We start from the raw sequence: 18,201 nt of genomic DNA, 5'->3' as shown, positions 1-18,201 counted from the left end.
AGTATAGATATACTAATATCTGTTGAAACCATCGACGACCCATTATCCGATACAGAGGAGGATTCCTATGAGCAGCAAAATAAAAGCGGCCATCGTCGGCTACGGCAATCTTGGCAAAGGCGTCCAAAAGGCGCTCGCCCAGAACCCCGATTTCGAGCTGGCGGCCGTGTTCACCCGCAGGCAGCCCGAACAAATGAACTCGGAAGCGGCAGGCTTGCGCTTCGAGCACGTCTCGGCGGCCGAGCAATACAAAGGCAGCATCGACGTCATGATTATGTGCGGAGGCTCCGCGACGGACCTTCCGGAGCAAACCCCCGTATTCGCCCGAATGTTTAATACGGTCGACAGCTTCGACACCCATGCCAACATTCCCGGGTTTTTCGGCACGGTAGACGCCGCAGCCAAGCAAGGCGGCCATCTGAGCGTCATCTCGACGGGATGGGATCCGGGTCTGTTCTCGCTGAACCGGCTGCTGGCCGGAGCCATTCTTCCGGAAGGCAAGGACTATACGTTCTGGGGCAAAGGGGTCAGCCAGGGCCATTCCGATGCGATCCGCCGCGTGCCGGGAGTCAAGGCGGGCGTTCAGTATACCGTTCCCGTGCAAAGCGTCATCGACCGGATCCGGTCGGGCGAGACGCCGGAGCTGTCCACGCGCGAGAAGCACCTTCGGCAATGCTTCGTCGTGGCCGAAGAAGGAGCGGATCAGGATCGGATTCGCGAGGCGATCGTGACGATGCCGAACTACTTCTCGGATTACGATACGACGGTCACTTTCATTACCGAAGAGCAGCTTCGCTCGGAGCACGCCGGAATGCCTCATGGCGGCTTCGTCATCCGCAGCGGAACGACCGGAGAAGGTACCAAGCAGATCGTCGAATTCGGCTTGAAGCTGGAGAGCAATCCGGAGTTTACGGCCAGCGTGCTCGTCGCGTATGCCCGGGCGGCTTACCGGCTGAGCAAGGAAGGCGCGACGGGCGCCAAGACCGTGTTCGACATTCCGCTCGGCTATCTGTCCCCCAAATCGCCCGAGGAACTTCGTCGAGAATTGTTATAAAACTTCTGCCCCGCCTGCGAAGGCGGGGTTTTTTTGTGGAACTTTCACAAAATTTATTCTTGAAGTTTCCTTACTAGTTCGTTTAAATTAGGTTATTAATGCAAATTTTCGTGCATGAAGTGCAAATGTCGAGAGGAGCAGTCGAATTGACCACGTTAACGTCAGATCAGCAGGCCGCAGCGGCCCAGTATGTGCAGTCCGTTTACGAGACCGTCGTGAGGCGCAATCCGAACGAGAGCGAGTTCCATCAAGCGGTAAAGGAGATCCTCGATTCCCTCCTGCCCGTATTCGCCAAGCATCCCAAGTATCGGGAACTTGGCATTCTGGAGCGGGTTGTCGAGCCGGAACGGTTCGTCCAGTTCCGCGTTCCGTGGGTGGACGACGAAGGGAAGATCAGGGTCAACCGCGGGTTCCGCGTGCAGTTCAACAGCGCGATCGGCCCGTACAAGGGCGGTCTGCGTTTCCACCCGACGGTGAACGCCAGCATCATCAAGTTTTTGGGCTTCGAGCAGATTTTCAAGAACGCCTTGACCGGGCAGCCGATCGGCGGCGGCAAAGGCGGTTCCGACTTCGACCCGAAGGGCAAGTCGGACGGAGAGATCATGCGGTTCACGCAGAGCTTCATGACCGAGCTGTACAAGTACATCGGGCCCGACGCGGACGTTCCGGCCGGCGATATCGGCGTCGGGGCGCGGGAGATCGGCTATATGTTCGGGCAGTACAAGAGAATTCGCGGCGGCCATGAAGCCGGAGTACTCACGGGCAAGGGCGTCGGTTACGGCGGCAGCCTGACCCGGACGGAAGCGACCGGCTACGGCTGCGTCTATTTCGTAAACGAGATGCTGAAGTACAAAGGGTTGAGCTTCCACGGCAGCACGGTTGTCGTCTCCGGCTCGGGCAACGTCTCCATCTATGCGATGGAGAAGGCGGCGCAGCTGGGAGCGAAGGTCGTCGCCTGCAGCGATTCCGACGGCTACATTTACGATCCGGAAGGCATCCACATCGAGACGGTGAAGCGGCTGAAGGAAGTGGAGCGCAAGCGGATCCGCGAATACGTCGACAAGCATCCGCAAGCGGTCTATACGGAAGGGTGCGAGGGCATCTGGTCCATCCCTTGCGACATCGCGCTGCCGTGCGCGACGCAGAACGAGATCGACGGAGAGGCGGCCCGCAAGCTCGTTGCGGGCGGAGTTCGGGCGGTCGGCGAAGGCGCGAACATGCCGTCGACGCTGGAAGCCGTCGAAGTGTTCCTGAACCACCGCGTGCTGTTCGGTCCGGCCAAGGCCGCCAATGCGGGCGGCGTCGCGGTATCCGCGCTGGAGATGGCCCAGAACAGCATGAGAACGTCCTGGACCTTCGAAGAGGTGGACGCGAAACTGCACACGATTATGAAAAATATATATGAAAACAGCGTGCAAGCGGCCGAAGAGTACGGCGTATCCGGCAACCTGGTGGCAGGCGCCAATATCGCCGGCTTCCTGAAGGTCGCGGACGCCATGGTTCTGCAGGGCATCGTATAAGTCGCGGGCCGGAGAGTTCTCTCGGGAATTTCTCCGGCCGGTTTTGTTTGATGCGATTCAGAACGAGATGCAGATCTTGCCGAAGTAGGAGCCGGATGCCAAATGACGGAGGGCTTCCAGGGACCGCTCGAAGGGGAAAGTGCGGTCGATGACCGGCCGCAGCCGGTGCTGCGCGATCGCCAGATTCATCTTCTCGAACATGGCGCGGCTGCCGACGTTGATCGCCTGAAGCCTGGCTTTGCGGATGATGGCGGGAACGATCGCGAAATCCTCCACGGCGGAACCCGACAGGATGCCGACGATGCTGATCTGTCCGCCGACCTTCAGCGCCGAGACGGACCGGTTTAGCGTAGTGCCGCCGCCTACGTCCACGATATGATCCGCTCCCGTTCCGCCGGTATATTCCAGCACGGCCCGGTCCCAATCCGGGGTTCGCTTATAGTTGATGCCGTAATCGGCGCCCAAGGACTTCGCGCGCTCCAGCTTCTCGTCGCTGCCCGACGCGACGATGACCCGAGCCCCTTGGAGCTTGGCGAATTGAAGGGCGAACAGGGACACCCCTCCCGTCCCCTGCACGACGACCGTATCTCCCGCCCCGACTTTGCCTTCCTCGACGATCGCATGCCATGCCGTCACGCCGGCGCAAGGAAGGGCCGCGGCTTCTTCGTCGGTCAGGTGCTCCGGCACGCGGACGAGCCCATCCTCCGAAAGCACGGCGTACTCCGCGAGCAGACCGTCCAGCGGGCTGCCCAGCGTCGACGTCCAATTCGCCTGCGTCGGTTCTCCCACCGTCCAGCTCTGGGTGAAGATGGCGGCCACGCGCTCTCCGACCCGGAACTTGGAAGCTCCTTCCCCCAAAGCGACGACTTCCCCGACGCCGTCCGACACCGGAATCAGCGGCTTCGTGCGGCGCGGCTCGTAAAACCCTTCGATAACCCCGATGTCCCGCGAGTTCAGCGATACGGCTTTCATGCGAATGAGCGCTTGCCCCGGCCCAGGCGACGGAATCGGCCTATCCGTCTCTTTTATATGGTCAAATCCGAAACCGCCCTCGATCCAATATGCTTTCATGACGATCACTCCTTCAATCGGGAATAGACATACCATAAGCCATAAACTAGAATTCGGTAAGAAGGCACTTTGAAGTGCGATACGAACCTGAAAGTTCGGAAGGAGGGAGCCGTGCCGTGAAAAAGACCGCGAGCAAGCCCGACATTTCCCTTGAGGTATGCAGCTATACGCACGTTCTGGAGATCATATCGAGCAAGTGGGCCGCGCTTGTGCTTTACGCGCTCGAGGCCGGAACGATCCGATACGGCGAGATGAAGAGGCGCATCGAAGGCGTCTCCGAGAAGATGCTGACCCAGACCCTGAGGCAGCTGGAACGGGACGGACTCGTGGCCCGGAAAGTGACGGCATCGGTGCCCCCCGTGTCCGAATACTCGTTGACGCCGCTGGGGCAATCGCTCGTTCCCTATATGGGGATGTTGAAGGAGTGGGCGTCCGACCATTATTCGCAGGTGAAAGAAGCGCGAGCCGAATACGACGAAGGCAGAGAGTTTCCGTTGTCGAAGGGGTAACGAAGCGGGACGGGCCGAGATGACAAGGAGGAATAGATCCATGAAACAGAACAAGTACGACGAACCGGCTTTTTTTCGCAAATACAGCCAGATGCCCCGGTCGGTCGACGGTCTGCAGGCGGCGGGCGAGTGGCCCGAGCTGAGGGCAATGCTGCCCGACTTGAGAGGCAAGCGCGTGTTGGACCTCGGATGCGGCTACGGCTGGCACTGCCGGTACGCCCGGGAGAGGGGAGCGCGTTCGGTTGTCGGGATCGACTTGTCGGAGAAAATGCTGGAGCGCGCGAGGGAGATGACGAGCGATCCGGCGATCGAGTATCGGCGGATCGCGATCGAGGACGCCGACTTCGCCGAAGAAGAGTTCGACGCGGTTCTCAGCTCGCTGGCTTTCCACTACGTCGAGTCGTTCGACGAAGTCTGCCGCCAAGTGAACCGCTGTCTGACTCCGGGCGGCAGCTTCGTCTTCTCGGTGGAGCACCCGATCTTCACCGCGCTCTCCGCGCAGGACTGGGAATACGGACCGCAAGGAGAAAAGCGCCATTGGCCGGTCGACGATTACCATCTGGAAGGGGCTCGCGATGCCCGGTTCCTGGAGGATGACGTCGTCAAGTACCATCGGACGGTCGCGACCTACCTGAATTCGCTGATCGGATCGGGTTTCCGCGTCGAGAAGCTGTCGGAGCTGAAGCCGACGGAGGAGATGCTGAACCGCCATCCGGAGTATCGGGACGAGGTTCGCCGCCCGATATTCCTGCTGATCGCGGCGGCGAAACCGGAGTAGCCGGCAAACGGTCCCGAGGTTATCCGCCTCGGGACCGTTCGGCTGTCCGGACCCCAAAAGTCACCTCTCGCGAATGCCTTCCAGAAACAGGCGGCGGACGCCCGCCAAGTATTGTTCCTTGCTGTAGTCCAGATCCTCGCGGTGATACAGATATTGCTCCGGAGTGAGAGTCGTCAGCATAAAGTGGGCGGTCAGCCCGACATCGATTCCGCGAATCTCCCCCTGTTCCGTTGCGCGGCTCAGGCACCTGCGGATCACGCCGTGCAGCCGGTCGGTAACCGGCCTCTTATGCGGAAGGAACTTCTTCTTGCCGTACATGCAGCTGATGGCGGAGAGAAGCTTTGCATGGCTGTCTATATAATCAAGCACCTTGCATACGATTTCGTCCAGCCGGTCCAAAGCGGAAGCCGGGGCGCGGTCCGAATCGTCGTCCGCGATCCCCTCCAGCTCCGTCAAGATTTCCTCCACGCTTGCATGCAACAGTTCGGAATAGATCTCTCCGGGATGCTCGAAGCGGCGATATAAGGTTCCCTGGCCGATTCCGGCCTCCTGCGCGATCTGGTACATGTTGACCGATTCGATGCCGCTCCGTTCGAACAGCCGGCTGGCGGCCTCCAGAATGCGGCGGCGGTATTGCAGATCGCGGCTATCCGACGCGCCGTTTGTCTCGGGGGGTTCCACGGCCGATTCTCCTTCCACGGAAAAAATTTGCAAACGGACGATTGACACAGCGGACAATTGTCCGGTATATTTTTGAGTGCGGACAATTGTCCGCAATTAAAAATATATCACATTCAACGGTCCATGTGCCTATCTTATCCGAAATAAGTCAACCGGAACAGCGGGGCATGCGGAAGTTGAACGTGAAGGGAGTGGAAGAGATGGCGCAAGCAGTCGCCGGCGGCGACGCTCCGTCCGAGTTTCGCATGTCCAAGTTGATGATTCCTTTGATCGCGCTCATTACCGGCTGCTTCATGGTCATTCTGGATTCGACCGCCATGAACGTCGCCTTATCGAAGCTGGTAACGGATTTTCACGCGCAGCTGCCCACGCTGCAATGGACCGTGACCGGCTACATGCTGGCCACGGCGGCCGTCATTCCGCTGGCCGGCTGGCTGTCGGACCGGTTCGGAGCGAAGAACGTTTTCCTGACGTCCGTCATTATGTTCACCGTAGGTTCCGTTCTTTGCGCGACGCCGAACGACGCGAACCTGCTTATCACGTTCCGCGTCATCCAAGGGCTCGGCGGCGGATTCGTCATGCCGGTCGCGATGGCGTACGTCTATCGGCTCGCCCCGCCGAACAAGATCGGCATGGTCATGGGCTTGCTCGGCGTGCCCATTCTGCTGGCGCCTCCCGTCGGCCTGATTCTGTCGGGCTGGCTGGTGGAGTATCACTCGTGGCGCTGGATCTTCCTGATCAATCTCCCCGTCGGCATCTTCAGCTTGATCTTCGGGGTGTGGAGCTTGCCGAAGATCGCCCGCAAGAAGGTGGCCGGCTTCGACCTGCCCGGCATGCTGCTGGGCCCGATCGCCTTCGCGGCTCTCTCCTACGGCGTAAGCGAAGGGGCTAGCAGCTGGACGTCCGTTCAGACGCTGACGGGTCTGATCGGCGGCGGCGCCGCCCTGATCGCCTTCGTCGCGATGGAACTGCGCGCCAAAATTCCGCTTCTGGAGCTGCGCGTCTTCCGGTCCGCCGACTTCTCGTTCGCCATCTTCGTGCAGTGGATCGTGCAGTTCTCCCTGTTCGGCGCCATCTTCCTGCTGCCCCAGTTCCTGCAGCAAGCCAGGGGGTTCGGCTCGTTCGACACCGGTCTGACGCTGTTTCCCCAAGCGCTGGCATCGGCGTGCATCATGCCGCTCGGCGGTTTCCTGTTCGACCGGATCGGCGTTCGCTGGCTCGTCGTGATCGGCCTGGGGCTGGTGTCCGGGGCGATCTACCAGTATGCCCACGTGGACATGACGACGGAGGGCAAGGACCTGCTGCTTCCGCTCATTATGGCCGGCTGCGGAATGGGGCTCATGATGATGCCGTTGAACTCGCATCTGATCAACAAAGCGCCGCGCGACCTGGTCAGCCGCGTCACTTCCCTGACCAGCGCGATGCAGCAGGTGATCAACTCCCTCGCCGTGGCGACGGTCGTAACCGTCCTGACGTCGCGTCTCAAGACGCTTGCGGCTGCCGATCCGACCGCCTCCGGAAGCAATGCGGCCGATGCGGCGAAGGCGATGCTCGCGCTGGCGCCGAAGGCGTTCGACTACACGTTCCGCGTAATGCTCGCCGTCGCCTTGTTCGGCATCCTGCTTGGCTTCCTGCTGCGGCGCGGCAAGAAGCCGTCGGAAGAAGCCGCCGTTCAAGCGGCGCCCGAGAGGGCTATGGAAGGCATGCATATGGGCTAACGTTTTTCGGACCAGGGCCGGTTCCCCGCGACGGGGAGCCGGCCTTTCTGCGATGAGGCGCGAGTTCCGCCTTCGGGACTTCAAATCGTAGCCGCCTTGCCCGGTTTGTCCTATAATGGGGGAAAAGAACGGAAGGAGCTCCCCCGCATGTGCCGAAATATCAAGACGCTGTTCAATTTCGATCCGCCGGCTACCGATGAGGAGATTCAGGCGGCTTCGCTGCAATTCGTAAGGAAGCTCTCGGGATTCAATTCCCCGTCGAAGGCGAACGAGGAGGCGTTCCGGCTGGCGGTAAAGGAGGTCACGGCCGCCGCCGAGAAGCTGCTCGGCTCGCTGGTGACGCAAGCTCCGGCGCGAAACCGCCAGATCGAGATCGAGCGGGCGCGCGCCCGTTCGATCAAAAGGTTCGGCGTTCGGGAGAAGGGCGAAGGCCCCTCGATTTAAGATGCGTAACGAAAGAGCCGAACGGGTTCCCGATCGGCTCTTTTCGTCTATCTCCGGATAGACGCAGGCGATGAACCCCGTCATGCCCGCGGTAGACTCGGTTCGCAGATGCTTTCTGGTATGATGGATGCAGGCGTTAGGAGCGAATCCGGCCGTCCGGTCGCTAGCTTCAGGAATATGGCGGACCGGGCTGGACAATCGAACCTTCAGCCGACTACACTATCGATGAATCGGTGTTCGAGGGGATATGTTCGGTATGGGACCGATGCCTGTACGGTTTTTTGCCACCGCGTTTACCGTCTTTTTGCTTTTCCAATACAGCGATCGGTTCCCGGCGTTCGGCGTCGTCGACTGGACCGCCTTCACGGTGTTGCTGCTGGCTTATCTTGCGTTCATCTGGCTGCGCGAGCGATCGTGGGGAATGCGGGAGTACGCGGCCATGGCCGCGCTGGTCATCGTTTGCTCGTTGGCGATCCAGGCGCGGCATCCGAGCTACAGCCCCAGCTTCGGAGGGGATATCGCTTCCCTGCTATTGTGGCCTCTCGTTTGGCTGGTCGCGTCTGCGCATCGGTTCGGGAAAATCGTGCTGGTCTCGCTCGCCGCGGTGTTGGCCGCAATCGTGTACATCAATCACGACTCTTCTTCTCCTTTCAGCCAGCTTCTCGGTCCGCTGGGGCTTTTTTTCGGGGTGCGGGGGATTACTTCCCTGAAAGAGAGCGTCCGCATCAGCCAACTGCATCTGGAAGAGCTGAACGAAGCCCACGCCCGGCTTCAGCAGGCGCATGGGGAACTGCAGGAAGCGGCCGTGCAGTCGATGCGCTACGCGGCGCTGACCGAGCGGACCCGGCTGGCGGGCGAAATACACGATGGGATCGGCCATCACTTGACTTCGCTGATCGTCCAGCTTCAGGCGCTGGAGCTCATGCTGCCGGACCGTCCCGCGCAGGCGGCCGGGCAGCTGCCGGTGCTGCTCGACGTCGCCCGCAAGGCGATGGGGGAAGTCCGTTCCGCCGTGCGGGAATGGAGCGACGACGACACCGGGCTCGGCCTGATCGCCCTGAAGGGGCTTGTCGGCCAGAGCGCGGAGCATTCGGGCATCCGGATGCGGTTCGAATGCCGGGAAGAAGGACTGCCGGAGCTTCCGATGGCGGTGGGCACGACCCTGTACCGCGTGCTGCAGGAAGCGCTGACGAACGTCGTCAAGCATTCGGGCGCGAAGTCGGCGGTCATTCGGCTTGAGGCGCAAAGCGGACGCATCGTCATGACCGTCTCCGACGACGGGAACTACACGGAAGGGTCCGGCCTGACGCCCGACTTCGGCATGCGGGGCATGCGATCGCGCTGCGAGGCGGCAGGGGGCTCCCTCGTTTGGAGAACGAACGATCCGCGCGGCTTGACGATTCAGGCGAACCTGCCGCTTGAGCGAAAGGAGAATGAGGAATGACCGAATTCGACAATCCGATCCGCATCGTGCTCGCAGACGACCAGCCGATTATTCGGCAAGGGCTTCGCTTCATTATCGGCACGCAGCCGGACATGGAGGTGGTCGGAGAGGCGAACGACGGGGACGAGGCGATCTCGGCCGTAGAGAGGACGAGGCCGGATCTGGTGCTGATGGATATCCAGATGCCGAAGCGGACCGGCATCGAAGCGACGCGGGCAATCGCCCAGGCCTATCCCGAAGCGAAGGTGATGCTGCTGACGACCTTCGACGTTCAGGCTTACGTCGCCGACGGCATTCGCGCGGGGGCGGTCGGCTATCTGCTGAAGGATGCCGATACGAAGACGCTTCTGGAGGGCATTCGCGCGGCGCACCGGGGCGCGGCAATCTTCCAGAGCACGACCGCCGCGCGGGCGATGGCCGAGGCGATGAAGCAGGAGCCGCTTCCGGACAGCCTGCCGGCAGGAGAAGAAGCAGCGGAGTTCGAGCCTCTGACGGACAAGGAGCTGGAAGTGCTGCAGCTTATGGCTTACGGCCGGCGCAACGTCGAGATTGCCGAAACGCTGTACATCTCGGAAGGTACGGTCAAGACGCACGTGCACCGCATCCTCGGCAAGCTGGGCGTCGCCGACCGTACGCAGGCGGTCGTAATCGCCATCCGCAGCCGGATGGTTAAGTAGCAAAGGCAAGGGGGGATTCCGTTGTCCATCGATAAACAGAAGCTGCTGGGCGATTTTCTGAAGTCGCGGCGGGAGAAACTGAATCCTTCCCAAGCTGAGCTTCCCGAAGGCTACGGGAGGAGGAGAACGCCGGGGCTTAGGCGGGAGGAAGTGGCGCAGCTGGCCCACGTCAGCACGACGTGGTACACGTGGCTGGAACAGGGGCGCGCCGCCGCGCCGTCGCGGCAGGTGCTAGACAACGTTGCCCGGGCGCTGCGGCTCAGCGAGAACGAGCATTTGCACCTACTCCATCTCGCGAATATGGAGATGCCGCCGAATGCCGGTTCTCCCCTGGAGCAGACATTGGGCGAGATCGAGAAGGTGGTCCGGCAAATCCGGTATCCGGCGTTTATCGCCACCGACCGCACGGAAGTGCTGGGGTGGAATGAAGCCGCCGGCCGCGTGATCCGCGACTTTGCGAGCGTGGAGCCGAACGACCGATCCATGGCATGGCTCGTCTTCATGGACCCCGTCCTGCGGGATGCGATCGCGGATTGGGACGAGTACGCCCGCTATACGGTCGCCGTCGTACGCGGCCGGTATGAGAAAAGCCTGGACGATCCGGCGTTCCGCCGGCTGGTTGATCGCCTCCTTGACGCCAGCCCGGAGTTCGCCGCGCTCTGGGCGACGCACGATGTGACCGAGAAGACGGTCACGGAGATCGGGCTTCTTCATCCGGAAGCCGGACTGCTGAACTTCCGCATTCATTCCTTTTCCCAGATCAACGGAAGCACCCAGGCCCATTGCTGCGTGTTCATCCCGTGCGAAGGGACGGACACGGACGCCAAGCTGCGCGAGCTCGGCATTCTGTAGCCGGATCAAGGGTTGATTTTCAGCACCAGCTTGCCCGTCGTGCTCCTCTGCTCGATACGGCGGTGGGCTTCGGCGGCATCGTCCAGCCGGAGCACGTCCGTCACGTCGACCCGGATTCGGCCTTCTCCGGCCAGACGCAGCGCCTCCCGGGCGGACCGGGATACCCGCTCGGGAGCGTACATGCTGAGGAGCTGCAGGTTGAACCCGAGCACGGCTTTGCTGGAAAACCATAACTCGTTCGTGGACTGAACGACGTCGGCGGCATCGCTGGCATTGCCCATCGCGATCAGCCGGCCGAGCGGCTTCAGCAGCTCCAGCGAGGTTCTTCTCGTCTGTCCGCCGACCGGGTCCACGACGACGTCCACGCCGCGGCCGTCCGTTCGCTCCAGTGCTTGTTCTTTGAACGAATCGCGCAAAATGACGTCGTCGTACCCCAGGCTGCGGGCATACGGAATTTTGTCTTCGCTGCCGACGGTTCCGATCACGCGTCCGGCTCCGAACGCCCGGGCCATCTGCCCGATCGCGCTGCCGACGCCGCCGGCCGCGGCGTGAACGAGCACGGTCTCGCCGGGCTGCAGCCGGGCCGCATCGGCCATGATCATATAGGCGGTCGTGACGTTGGAGGGAGAGGCGGCGGCCGCGGCGAGCTCCGGCTCCGAGGTCCGGCGCTCGTCCAGCGGGAACACAAGCCGCGCCGGCGCTTTCGCCACCTCCGCGTAGCCGCCTCCGCCTACGATGGTCAACGCCGCGACCGGCTGGCCGACGCGAAATTCGTCGACTCCCTCGCCGATCTCCCGGATCGTTCCGGCGACTTCGATGCCCGGGACGAACGGCAGCGGCAAGTCGGGCACCCCTCCTTTTCGAAACAGCACCTCCGCATAATTGACGCCGGCATACGCGACGTCGATCGTCACTTCCCCCGCCCCCGGCGTAGGAACGAATATATTCGTCAACGCAAGAACTTCCGGACCTCCGAACTTCGGAATCGTAACGGCTCGCATGAGGATCTCCCCTTTTTCTCAGATGATTGGATGCACTTAGTATGCCGCTTCCGAGAGAGGGGAGCCAGTTAACGGTTATACAGGTATCGTCAGTAACAGGCGCTACCGGAGATCAGGGGAAGGCCGCATTCCGCACGGATCGATATTCTTGACAGGAAAATGGAAACCGCGATACAATCGAGCCGAACATTTGTTTGCCGTTTTTGGGAGGAGCGAACTAATGAATAACGATAAAACCGTCGGATTGACCCGGACGACTGGCTACCAGATCGGGGTTCGCCGCACGCTTCCCGTTGCGAGAGACCGGATCTGGAGTTATCTGCTCTCCCCCGAGGGGCTGAAGGCCTGGCTGGGCGACTTGGCCAAGCTCGAATTGGAGCCGGGGAGGGCCTATCGGACCGGAGACGGCTCCGTGGGCGAAGTGAGAGTGGTCAAGCCGCTCGAGCAGCTTCGGCTGACCTGGCAGCCGCGAGGATGGGAGAGAGCTTCGACGGTGCAGATCCGGCTGCTCGCCGTCGACTCCGGGAAGACGACGGTCGCGTTTCACCAGGAGCATCTGGACGGTCCGCTGACGCGGGCGCGGATGAAGCTGCGCTGGGAAGAGGCGATCGACCGAATGACGAATGATGCCGATCGAGCGCCAAACGATGAGTGAGCCGAAGTCTGCGCTATCCCACGTTCTGTGGCTCGGCGGCGCGTCGGATTCGGGCAAATCCACCGTCGCCCGCATGCTCGCGGAGCGCAATCGCTGGCAGATCTACCCTTGCGATCTTCATGAACACAACCACTTCATCGCCCGAGCCGATCCTTCGCTGCACCCGGCCATGTACAGCGGATTGGGCAAGTCGGTCGAAGAGAAGTGGGTGCATCCGTCGCCCGAGGCTTTATTTCGCGATATTCTCGCGACCAACGACGAGCGGTTCCCGATGATCTGCGAGGATCTCCGGGCGATGCCCGCCCGGCCCCCCATTCTGGCGGAGGGCCCCAGGCTTTTTCCGAAGCTGGTTCAACCGCTGCTCGCGGACGTTCGTCAGGCGATCTGGCTGCTGCCGACCGAGGAATTCGCCCTGCAATCCGCCGCCAAGCGGGATAAGCCGCAAGGGAGGTTCGGGTCCGGCGACCCGGAGCGGTTCCGAAGCAACTTTTTCGGTCGCGAAGCGCTCTTGCGGGACTATATTCGCCAAGAGGTTATCTCGCGCAAGCTGCCTTATATCGAAGTTGACGGCTCGAAATCCGCGGACGAAGTAGCCGAACGGGTTGAGGCGCACTTTGCAGCGTATCTTGCACGAGAATTCCGCTCTTAGTCTTTTCTTTCGGTCGCATAGTAGATCATCGCGATAACCGGCAATGCGGCTCCGATCGCCAAAGCCGCTTCCCATCCGCCGGCGGCATAGGCCCATCCTCCGAGTGCCGAGCCCAACGCGCCGCCGCCGAAGAAAATTGCCATATACAGGCCGTTAAGCCGGCTTCGGAACTCCGCGCCCAATGAGAAAATCGCGCGCTGCCCCAGGACCATATTCGCCGAAACGCCCATATCCAGGAGAATGGCCGCTACAACCAGAGCGATCAGGGCGAGGGTCGAGCTTCCCGGGAAGGCAAAAGGCAGGCCGACGGATACGATGACCAAGGCCAGCGCGAGCCCGGTGGCCGGGCGAATCCAGCCGCGGTCCGCAAGCCGTCCGGCCAAGGGAGCCGCTGCCGCGCCGGAGACCCCGACCAAGGCGAATAGGGCGACGGCCGATTGGGAGAAGTGAAAGGTCGGGCCGGTAAGCAGCAGAGGGACCGTCGTCCAGAACAGGCTGAACGTTCCGAACACGCAGGCGTGATAGAAGGCCCTGCGCTGCAGGATGGGCGTCGTTCGGAGCAAATGCCACATCGAGCCCAGCAGAGCGGAATATCGCGCCGCGGCCGAAGGGCGTCTGGCCGGAAGCGCCGCCGCCAGCACGAGAGCCAGCAGCAGAATCGCAGCCGCGGAGAGCCCATACACGGCCCGCCAGCCCATATATTCCGCGATCAAGCTTGATACGGGGCGGGCGAGCATGATGCCGAGCAGCAATCCGCTCATGACGCTGCCCACGTTGCGGCCGCGCGTCGCGTCCGGCGACAGATGAGCCGCGAACGGAACCAGCACTTGAGCCGCGACCGAGCCGAGCCCGATCAGCAGGGAGACGGCGAGAAACCAAGCGGCGCTTTGGACAAAGGCCGCGGCTGTCAACACGACGGCGTTAAAGAGCAATAACGCGACCGCAAGCTTTCGGTTCTCCAGGATATCCCCCAAGGGTACAATGAACAATAATCCGATCCCATAGCCGATCTGGGCCAGCGTGACGATGAGGCCCGCCGCCCCGGAAGAGAGGCCGAATCCCGAACTGATCGTTCCTACCAACGGCTGCGCATAATAGAGATTCGCCGCAATCAAGCCGCACGCGGCGGCGAGAAGGAAGATGATTCGCGCCGGGAAGGGGGTGTCGATGGTTTGGCGTTCGTCTGCATGGAGTTCTCCGGTATTCATGGCAAACCTCTTTTCTGGAACGTTCGTTCCGATAATTGCAAAAAAAATTTAACAGCTTTCCGAGAGAAGTCCCCTTCCCCTGCAGGTGGGGGATGAATCTCGGTTAGGCGAAGCCTAAATATACTTGTTATTGCTTGTGCCCTTGGGCGTCAGAATCCTTCTGTTTTTCTTACAAAAGAGGATGAATGGCGAATGTTTGTGTGGTATGATGGGAACATACATTCCCGTATAGGCGGTAACCTTTTGTGCAAATCACGTTTCAGTTTCGACTGTATCCGACTCCCGAACAGGAACAACAAATGAATCGAACGTTGGATTTGTGCCGGAAGCTTTACAACAGGGCCAAGGAGCAACGGGATACCGCCAATAACCAAGAGGGCAAGACCGTCACCAATACCATGCAGCAGAATGAATTGCCCGCCTTCAAGAAGGAATTCCCCGCATACAAGGAAGTCCATTCGCAAGTGCTGCAGGATTGCCTGCGGCGTCTGGATCATGCCTATCAGCGGTTCTTCCGAGGGGAGGCAGGTTTTCCCCATTACAAGTCAGCTGATCGATATCTCTCCTTTACATACCCCCAGCCGGGCGCAGTAACCAAGACATTCGCCAAGGGCGGATACGTTTATCTGCCCAAAATCGGCTTGGTCCGCATGCGTGCACACCGTCCATTCGATCGGGCGAACGTGACCCAAATCAATGTGAAACGGTATGCGGACGGGTGGATGGCGGGCATCGGCGTGAAAGTGGAGACAGCCGAAGCAAGTCAAACGATGGAAACGGCAGTAGGCATCGACGTAGGGCTGCGCACGTTTCCGGCGCTGTCCGATGAGACGAAGGTGAACAGCCCGCGGCATCTGCGAAAAGCGGAAAAGCGGCTCAGACGCGCCCAGCGGCGGCTTTCCCGCAAACAACGCGGTTCCCGTAACCGGCAGAAGGCGAAACGGAAGGTTGCGAGAATCCACCAAAAAGTCGCGCGGCAGCGCAAAGATTTCTTGCACAAACAATCCCATCGCATCGTCAGAAGCCATGACCTGATCGCCGTGGAGCAGTTGAAAGTGAAGAACATGATCCGCAATCGCCGCCTTTCCAAAAGCATCTCGGATGCCGGATGGAGAAAGTTCATCACGTATCTGTCTTATAAGGCCGAAAGACAGGGAAAGCGATTCGTACAAGTGCCTGCCCACGGCACATCGCAGACCTGCGTATGCGGCGCGAATGTTCCGAAAACGTTAGCCACAAGGCTTCATGAATGCAAAAGATGCGGACTGGTGCAGGACCGGGACATCGTTTCGGCCAAGGTCATCTTGCAGCGGGCTTTGGAAATCGCAGCGTAATGGATCGAATACCGTAGGGAGGGTTTGCCCCGAACGGGCTGCGTACCGCATCGAACGCTTGTGGAGATCATGTAAGACCTTTCTTTCGGAGAGGCAGCGATCGTCGAAACAAGAAGCCCCCGCCTCTCCAGGCGGTGGGAGCATTCACAGCATCTCGATGACCTTATTCACCATGTCGTGAAATCTTTGTTTGTCGGTTTCGACCTTGGACACGACGTTGATGCTATGGTTGAGATTGAGCAGTAGGAAAGACAAGGTCTTGATATCTTGGTTCGGGTCGATCTCCCCCGTCTGCTGTCCTTTGCGCAGAAGCTCGCAAAAAAGCCGCTCCAATTCCTCGAAGCTGTCCCGAACCGCTCTCCGAAACGGCTCGTCCGGCGAACTCAATCCGACGGCGGCGTTGGTGACCAGGCAGCCCTGAGGCAAGTTATCGTCGAACGCGAAGGCGATATGCCGCTCGAAATACTGCCGAATTCCCTCCTTCGCGGATGTGGCGCCGGCAAGGAGCTCTCGTTTGCTTTGGCCGACTTTTTTATAATGTCTCAAGGCCTCGGCATAGAGCGTCTCCTTGTCCGTGAACGTCTCGTACAGGCTGGATCGGCTCAATCCCATCGCGTTTAGCAGATCCGGAATGCTGGCCGCTTCGTAGCCTTTTTTCCAGAATACCAGCATCGCCTGATGAAGCACGTGCTCCCGGTCGAACTCTTTCGAACGTCCCACGACGGTTCTCTCCTTTCCCGTTGAAAGGATTATCGCATTTTCGGAACGAACAGTCCAGTATTTTTTTCGCTGCGCTAGTCTCTCTCCCTTGGTGCCAAAAGGGCACGAATCTCCTCGGCCGAGAACGAGTATTCGCTGCCGCAAGTATGGCAGGCGATCTCGACGGGGGCGTTCTCCTCGCGGATTTGCCTCAGCTGCTCCGTTCCCAGGCCGTACAGCATCGGGTAGAACATCTCCCTGGAGCAGCCGCAATATGCCCGTATCGGTTGTTCCCCCAGGACTTCGATGCCGCCGAACAGCTCGATGGCCCACTCGCGGAATCGCTCCGGGCCGGCGAGCGGCAGATCTTGCATGCGGCGGCGGTCCAGCAGCTCCCGAACCCGGCCGATCAGCTCCTCTCGCCCTCCCGGCAGCAGTTGGGCCCAAACCCCGCGGCTGGCCGATACTTCCCCCTGCTCGTCGAACTCGAGATGAATCGCGAAGCAGGCGGGCGTTTGTTCGCTTTGGCGGAAGTAATGGGAGAGATCGTCGACGATGTTCCGATAAGGCATGTCGGTGATTCCGGTAAAGGTGCGGTACATCCCGATGTCTTTGACGATCTGAACGCATCCTTTGTCGCCGATCAGGTCCGGGAGGGACAGCCCTTCCGGCGAATGGGGCGGCGTCTCGAACAGTCCATCGCTTATATAACCGGAGACGTTCCCGAAGGCATCGACGTCGGCGAATATTTGGCAGCCGGGGCGGCCGGTCTTGATCTTTAAGTTGATGCGCTGCCCGTCCTTCAGCGTGCCGGCCAGCAGGCTGGCGGCCGATACCGTCGTGCCGAGCGCTGTTTTCAGCAGCATGGATGCGATCTTGGGGTTGCGGCACACGTTCCGGACCAATTCCGTGTTCTCGGCAAAAATCATTCGTACCTGTTGGTCATAGGCTAACGTCTTGATCAGGCGGTTGGCGCTTTGCATTTGAATCCTCTCCTCGGTTGACCAGGTGCTGTTCATCCAGCATAAATCCTGACGCAGCGTCAGGTTCAAGGCCCTTCGTTTCCGATTTTCGAAATAAGGTATAATGACGGCAGGCGGGAAAATGGACGGACAGCAAGGAGAGTCGCGATGAATCGGGAATGGAAAATCGGGGAACTGGCCAAACGGACGGGACTTACCGTTCGGACGCTGCATCACTACGACCGAATCGGGCTGCTGTCTCCGTCGAGGGCCACGGAATCGGGGCATCGGCTATATCTGGAGCAGGATTTGCGGAAGCTTCAGCAGGTCATCATGCTGAAGGAGCTTGGTTTTCCGCTGGAGGAGATCAAGGTCATGCTGAGTCATACCGGGTATGACCCCGGGGAGCTGCTGCATGGGCAACTGGTCCAGATCGAGGAACAGATCCGCGCTTTGGAAGAGCTTCGGGACCGGGTAAGGACGATGCACGACCATCTTCAGACGGGGCATCCCGTCACCGCAGAGTCTTTTCTGGACGAAATTCGGTTTATGAACATGATGCGGAATCCGTACTTCCCGCCGGAGCAGATGAAGCATATGAGAAGCCGTTTTCTTGCCCGGAGTCCGGGGGAGCGGGCGGAAGGGGGGCGGCTCATGGGCGACTTCCGAGATTGCCGCGACCGGGGAAAGCCGACGGACGATCCGGAGGTCGCCGCTCTGGCCCGTCGTTGGAAAGAGGAGATTCATTCAGTCGCTTCCGAAGACGGGAAGTGGGTTCAGGCGGCGGAAAAGTATTATCGGGACCATCCCCGGGAAGGATTCCTTCAGGGGATGGACGGCGAGCTCTACGCATATATCAAGAAAGCCGTGGCAGAGCTGGACGGCGCGGAATGAGCCGCTGCCGCTACCGCGGATCGTGGAGAAGGTCCGTCCTGTCTCTATATA

General features: G+C 60.4%; 19 protein-coding genes. 13 read left to right on the top strand and 6 right to left on the bottom strand.

The window, feature by feature from the left end:
* Positions 1-67 precede the first annotated feature (67 nt).
* The gene (locus tag H7C18_RS23235; RefSeq protein ID WP_185131500.1) at positions 68-1,054 is read left to right on the top strand and encodes a diaminopimelate dehydrogenase; all 987 of its coding nucleotides are present in this window, start codon (positions 68-70) and stop codon (positions 1,052-1,054) included.
* Between the two features lie 146 nt (positions 1,055-1,200).
* Positions 1,201-2,574 (top strand): NADP-specific glutamate dehydrogenase, encoded by a 1,374-nt coding sequence (gene gdhA, locus H7C18_RS23230; protein WP_185131499.1) that lies wholly within the window; start codon positions 1,201-1,203, stop codon positions 2,572-2,574.
* Positions 2,575-2,631: 57 nt separating this feature from the next.
* Here the strand turns inward: gdhA and H7C18_RS23225 are convergent, their stop codons facing one another.
* Complete coding sequence (locus tag H7C18_RS23225) at positions 2,632-3,645, bottom strand: zinc-dependent alcohol dehydrogenase family protein (protein ID WP_185131498.1); 1,014 nt, start codon at positions 3,643-3,645, stop codon at positions 2,632-2,634.
* A gap of 116 nt (positions 3,646-3,761) precedes the next feature.
* Between H7C18_RS23225 and H7C18_RS23220 the strand changes: the two genes are divergently transcribed.
* Positions 3,762-4,154 carry a winged helix-turn-helix transcriptional regulator gene (locus H7C18_RS23220; RefSeq protein WP_337913893.1) on the top strand — a complete coding sequence of 131 codons (393 nt, stop codon included), beginning with the start codon at positions 3,762-3,764 and terminating at the stop codon, positions 4,152-4,154.
* A 40-nt stretch (positions 4,155-4,194) separates the two neighbouring features.
* The gene (locus H7C18_RS23215) at positions 4,195-4,932 is read left to right on the top strand and encodes a class I SAM-dependent methyltransferase (protein ID WP_185131497.1); all 738 of its coding nucleotides are present in this window, start codon (positions 4,195-4,197) and stop codon (positions 4,930-4,932) included.
* Between the two features lie 60 nt (positions 4,933-4,992).
* Here the strand turns inward: H7C18_RS23215 and H7C18_RS23210 are convergent, their stop codons facing one another.
* Positions 4,993-5,613 (bottom strand): TetR family transcriptional regulator, encoded by a 621-nt coding sequence (locus tag H7C18_RS23210; RefSeq protein WP_185131496.1) that lies wholly within the window; start codon positions 5,611-5,613, stop codon positions 4,993-4,995.
* Between the two features lie 167 nt (positions 5,614-5,780).
* Between H7C18_RS23210 and H7C18_RS23205 the strand changes: the two genes are divergently transcribed.
* From H7C18_RS23205 to H7C18_RS23185, 5 genes are all read left to right on the top strand, one after another.
* The gene (locus tag H7C18_RS23205) at positions 5,781-7,331 is read left to right on the top strand and encodes a DHA2 family efflux MFS transporter permease subunit (protein WP_238357900.1); all 1,551 of its coding nucleotides are present in this window, start codon (positions 5,781-5,783) and stop codon (positions 7,329-7,331) included.
* A 147-nt stretch (positions 7,332-7,478) separates the two neighbouring features.
* Positions 7,479-7,775 carry a DUF2277 domain-containing protein gene (locus H7C18_RS23200; protein ID WP_185131495.1) on the top strand — a complete coding sequence of 99 codons (297 nt, stop codon included), beginning with the start codon at positions 7,479-7,481 and terminating at the stop codon, positions 7,773-7,775.
* Between the two features lie 256 nt (positions 7,776-8,031).
* Positions 8,032-9,219 (top strand): sensor histidine kinase, encoded by a 1,188-nt coding sequence (locus H7C18_RS23195; RefSeq protein ID WP_185131494.1) that lies wholly within the window; start codon positions 8,032-8,034, stop codon positions 9,217-9,219.
* Positions 9,216-9,896, top strand: a complete 681-nt coding sequence (locus H7C18_RS23190; protein ID WP_185131493.1) for a response regulator transcription factor — start codon at positions 9,216-9,218, stop codon at positions 9,894-9,896. The genes H7C18_RS23195 and H7C18_RS23190 overlap by 4 nt, the downstream gene beginning before the upstream one ends.
* A gap of 21 nt (positions 9,897-9,917) precedes the next feature.
* On the top strand, positions 9,918-10,748 hold the full coding sequence (locus H7C18_RS23185) for a helix-turn-helix transcriptional regulator (protein WP_202887289.1): 831 nt from the start codon (positions 9,918-9,920) through the stop codon (positions 10,746-10,748).
* A gap of 5 nt (positions 10,749-10,753) precedes the next feature.
* Here H7C18_RS23185 and H7C18_RS23180 read toward each other — a convergent pair whose 3' ends face one another.
* On the bottom strand, positions 10,754-11,749 hold the full coding sequence (locus H7C18_RS23180) for a quinone oxidoreductase family protein (protein ID WP_185131492.1): 996 nt from the start codon (positions 11,747-11,749) through the stop codon (positions 10,754-10,756).
* A 220-nt stretch (positions 11,750-11,969) separates the two neighbouring features.
* Here H7C18_RS23180 and H7C18_RS23175 point away from each other — a divergent pair, with 220 nt between their 5' ends.
* Both H7C18_RS23175 and H7C18_RS23170 read left to right on the top strand, forming a co-directional pair.
* On the top strand, positions 11,970-12,404 hold the full coding sequence (locus tag H7C18_RS23175) for an SRPBCC family protein (RefSeq protein WP_185131491.1): 435 nt from the start codon (positions 11,970-11,972) through the stop codon (positions 12,402-12,404).
* Positions 12,397-13,053: a hypothetical protein gene (locus H7C18_RS23170; RefSeq protein ID WP_185131490.1), complete on the top strand. Its 657-nt coding sequence runs from the start codon at positions 12,397-12,399 to the stop codon at positions 13,051-13,053. Before H7C18_RS23175 ends, H7C18_RS23170 begins: the two co-directional genes overlap by 8 nt.
* Here the strand turns inward: H7C18_RS23170 and H7C18_RS23165 are convergent.
* Entirely contained in the window at positions 13,050-14,261 is a 1,212-nt protein-coding gene (locus H7C18_RS23165; protein ID WP_185131489.1) for an MFS transporter, read from the bottom strand. The two genes, H7C18_RS23170 and H7C18_RS23165, sit on opposite strands and share 4 nt — an antisense overlap.
* A gap of 245 nt (positions 14,262-14,506) precedes the next feature.
* Between H7C18_RS23165 and H7C18_RS23160 the strand changes: the two genes are divergently transcribed.
* Positions 14,507-15,595 (top strand): RNA-guided endonuclease TnpB family protein, encoded by a 1,089-nt coding sequence (locus H7C18_RS23160; protein WP_185131488.1) that lies wholly within the window; start codon positions 14,507-14,509, stop codon positions 15,593-15,595.
* Between the two features lie 144 nt (positions 15,596-15,739).
* Here the strand turns inward: H7C18_RS23160 and H7C18_RS23155 are convergent, their stop codons facing one another.
* Together H7C18_RS23155 and H7C18_RS23150 are read right to left on the bottom strand one after the other, a co-directional pair.
* Positions 15,740-16,315 (bottom strand): TetR/AcrR family transcriptional regulator, encoded by a 576-nt coding sequence (locus tag H7C18_RS23155; RefSeq protein WP_337913892.1) that lies wholly within the window; start codon positions 16,313-16,315, stop codon positions 15,740-15,742.
* A gap of 74 nt (positions 16,316-16,389) precedes the next feature.
* On the bottom strand, positions 16,390-17,277 hold the full coding sequence (locus tag H7C18_RS23150) for an Hsp33 family molecular chaperone HslO (protein WP_185131487.1): 888 nt from the start codon (positions 17,275-17,277) through the stop codon (positions 16,390-16,392).
* Positions 17,278-17,424: 147 nt separating this feature from the next.
* Between H7C18_RS23150 and H7C18_RS23145 the strand changes: the two genes are divergently transcribed.
* Positions 17,425-18,150, top strand: coding sequence for a MerR family transcriptional regulator (locus H7C18_RS23145; RefSeq protein ID WP_185131486.1), 726 nt, complete (start codon positions 17,425-17,427; stop codon positions 18,148-18,150).
* The last annotated feature ends 51 nt before the right edge of the window (positions 18,151-18,201 follow it).

This window comes from Cohnella zeiphila, from assembly GCF_014212055.1.
GTDB classification, from domain to species: Bacteria; Bacillota; Bacilli; order Paenibacillales; family Paenibacillaceae; genus Cohnella; species Cohnella zeiphila.
The sequence above is the reverse complement of the archived record's forward strand: the minus strand, read 5'-3'. Positions and strand labels throughout refer to the sequence as shown.

What these genes read in the sequence shown, in the direction of transcription:
- H7C18_RS23235 (WP_185131500.1), top strand. Translation starts at nt 68, where the DNA reads ATGAGCAGCAAAATAAAAGCGGCCATCGTCGGCTACGGCAATCTTGGC.
- H7C18_RS23225 (WP_185131498.1), bottom strand. Translation starts at nt 3,645, where the DNA reads ATGAAAGCATATTGGATCGAGGGCGGTTTCGGATTTGACCATATAAAA.
- H7C18_RS23215 (WP_185131497.1), top strand. Translation starts at nt 4,195, where the DNA reads ATGAAACAGAACAAGTACGACGAACCGGCTTTTTTTCGCAAATACAGC.
- H7C18_RS23205 (WP_238357900.1), top strand. Translation starts at nt 5,781, where the DNA reads ATGCGGAAGTTGAACGTGAAGGGAGTGGAAGAGATGGCGCAAGCAGTC.
- H7C18_RS23200 (WP_185131495.1), top strand. Translation starts at nt 7,479, where the DNA reads ATGTGCCGAAATATCAAGACGCTGTTCAATTTCGATCCGCCGGCTACC.
- H7C18_RS23195 (WP_185131494.1), top strand. Translation starts at nt 8,032, where the DNA reads ATGGGACCGATGCCTGTACGGTTTTTTGCCACCGCGTTTACCGTCTTT.
- H7C18_RS23190 (WP_185131493.1), top strand. Translation starts at nt 9,216, where the DNA reads ATGACCGAATTCGACAATCCGATCCGCATCGTGCTCGCAGACGACCAG.
- H7C18_RS23180 (WP_185131492.1), bottom strand. Translation starts at nt 11,749, where the DNA reads ATGCGAGCCGTTACGATTCCGAAGTTCGGAGGTCCGGAAGTTCTTGCG.
- H7C18_RS23175 (WP_185131491.1), top strand. Translation starts at nt 11,970, where the DNA reads ATGAATAACGATAAAACCGTCGGATTGACCCGGACGACTGGCTACCAG.
- H7C18_RS23170 (WP_185131490.1), top strand. Translation starts at nt 12,397, where the DNA reads ATGAGTGAGCCGAAGTCTGCGCTATCCCACGTTCTGTGGCTCGGCGGC.
- H7C18_RS23165 (WP_185131489.1), bottom strand. Translation starts at nt 14,261, where the DNA reads ATGAATACCGGAGAACTCCATGCAGACGAACGCCAAACCATCGACACC.
- H7C18_RS23150 (WP_185131487.1), bottom strand. Translation starts at nt 17,277, where the DNA reads ATGCAAAGCGCCAACCGCCTGATCAAGACGTTAGCCTATGACCAACAG.
- H7C18_RS23145 (WP_185131486.1), top strand. Translation starts at nt 17,425, where the DNA reads ATGAATCGGGAATGGAAAATCGGGGAACTGGCCAAACGGACGGGACTT.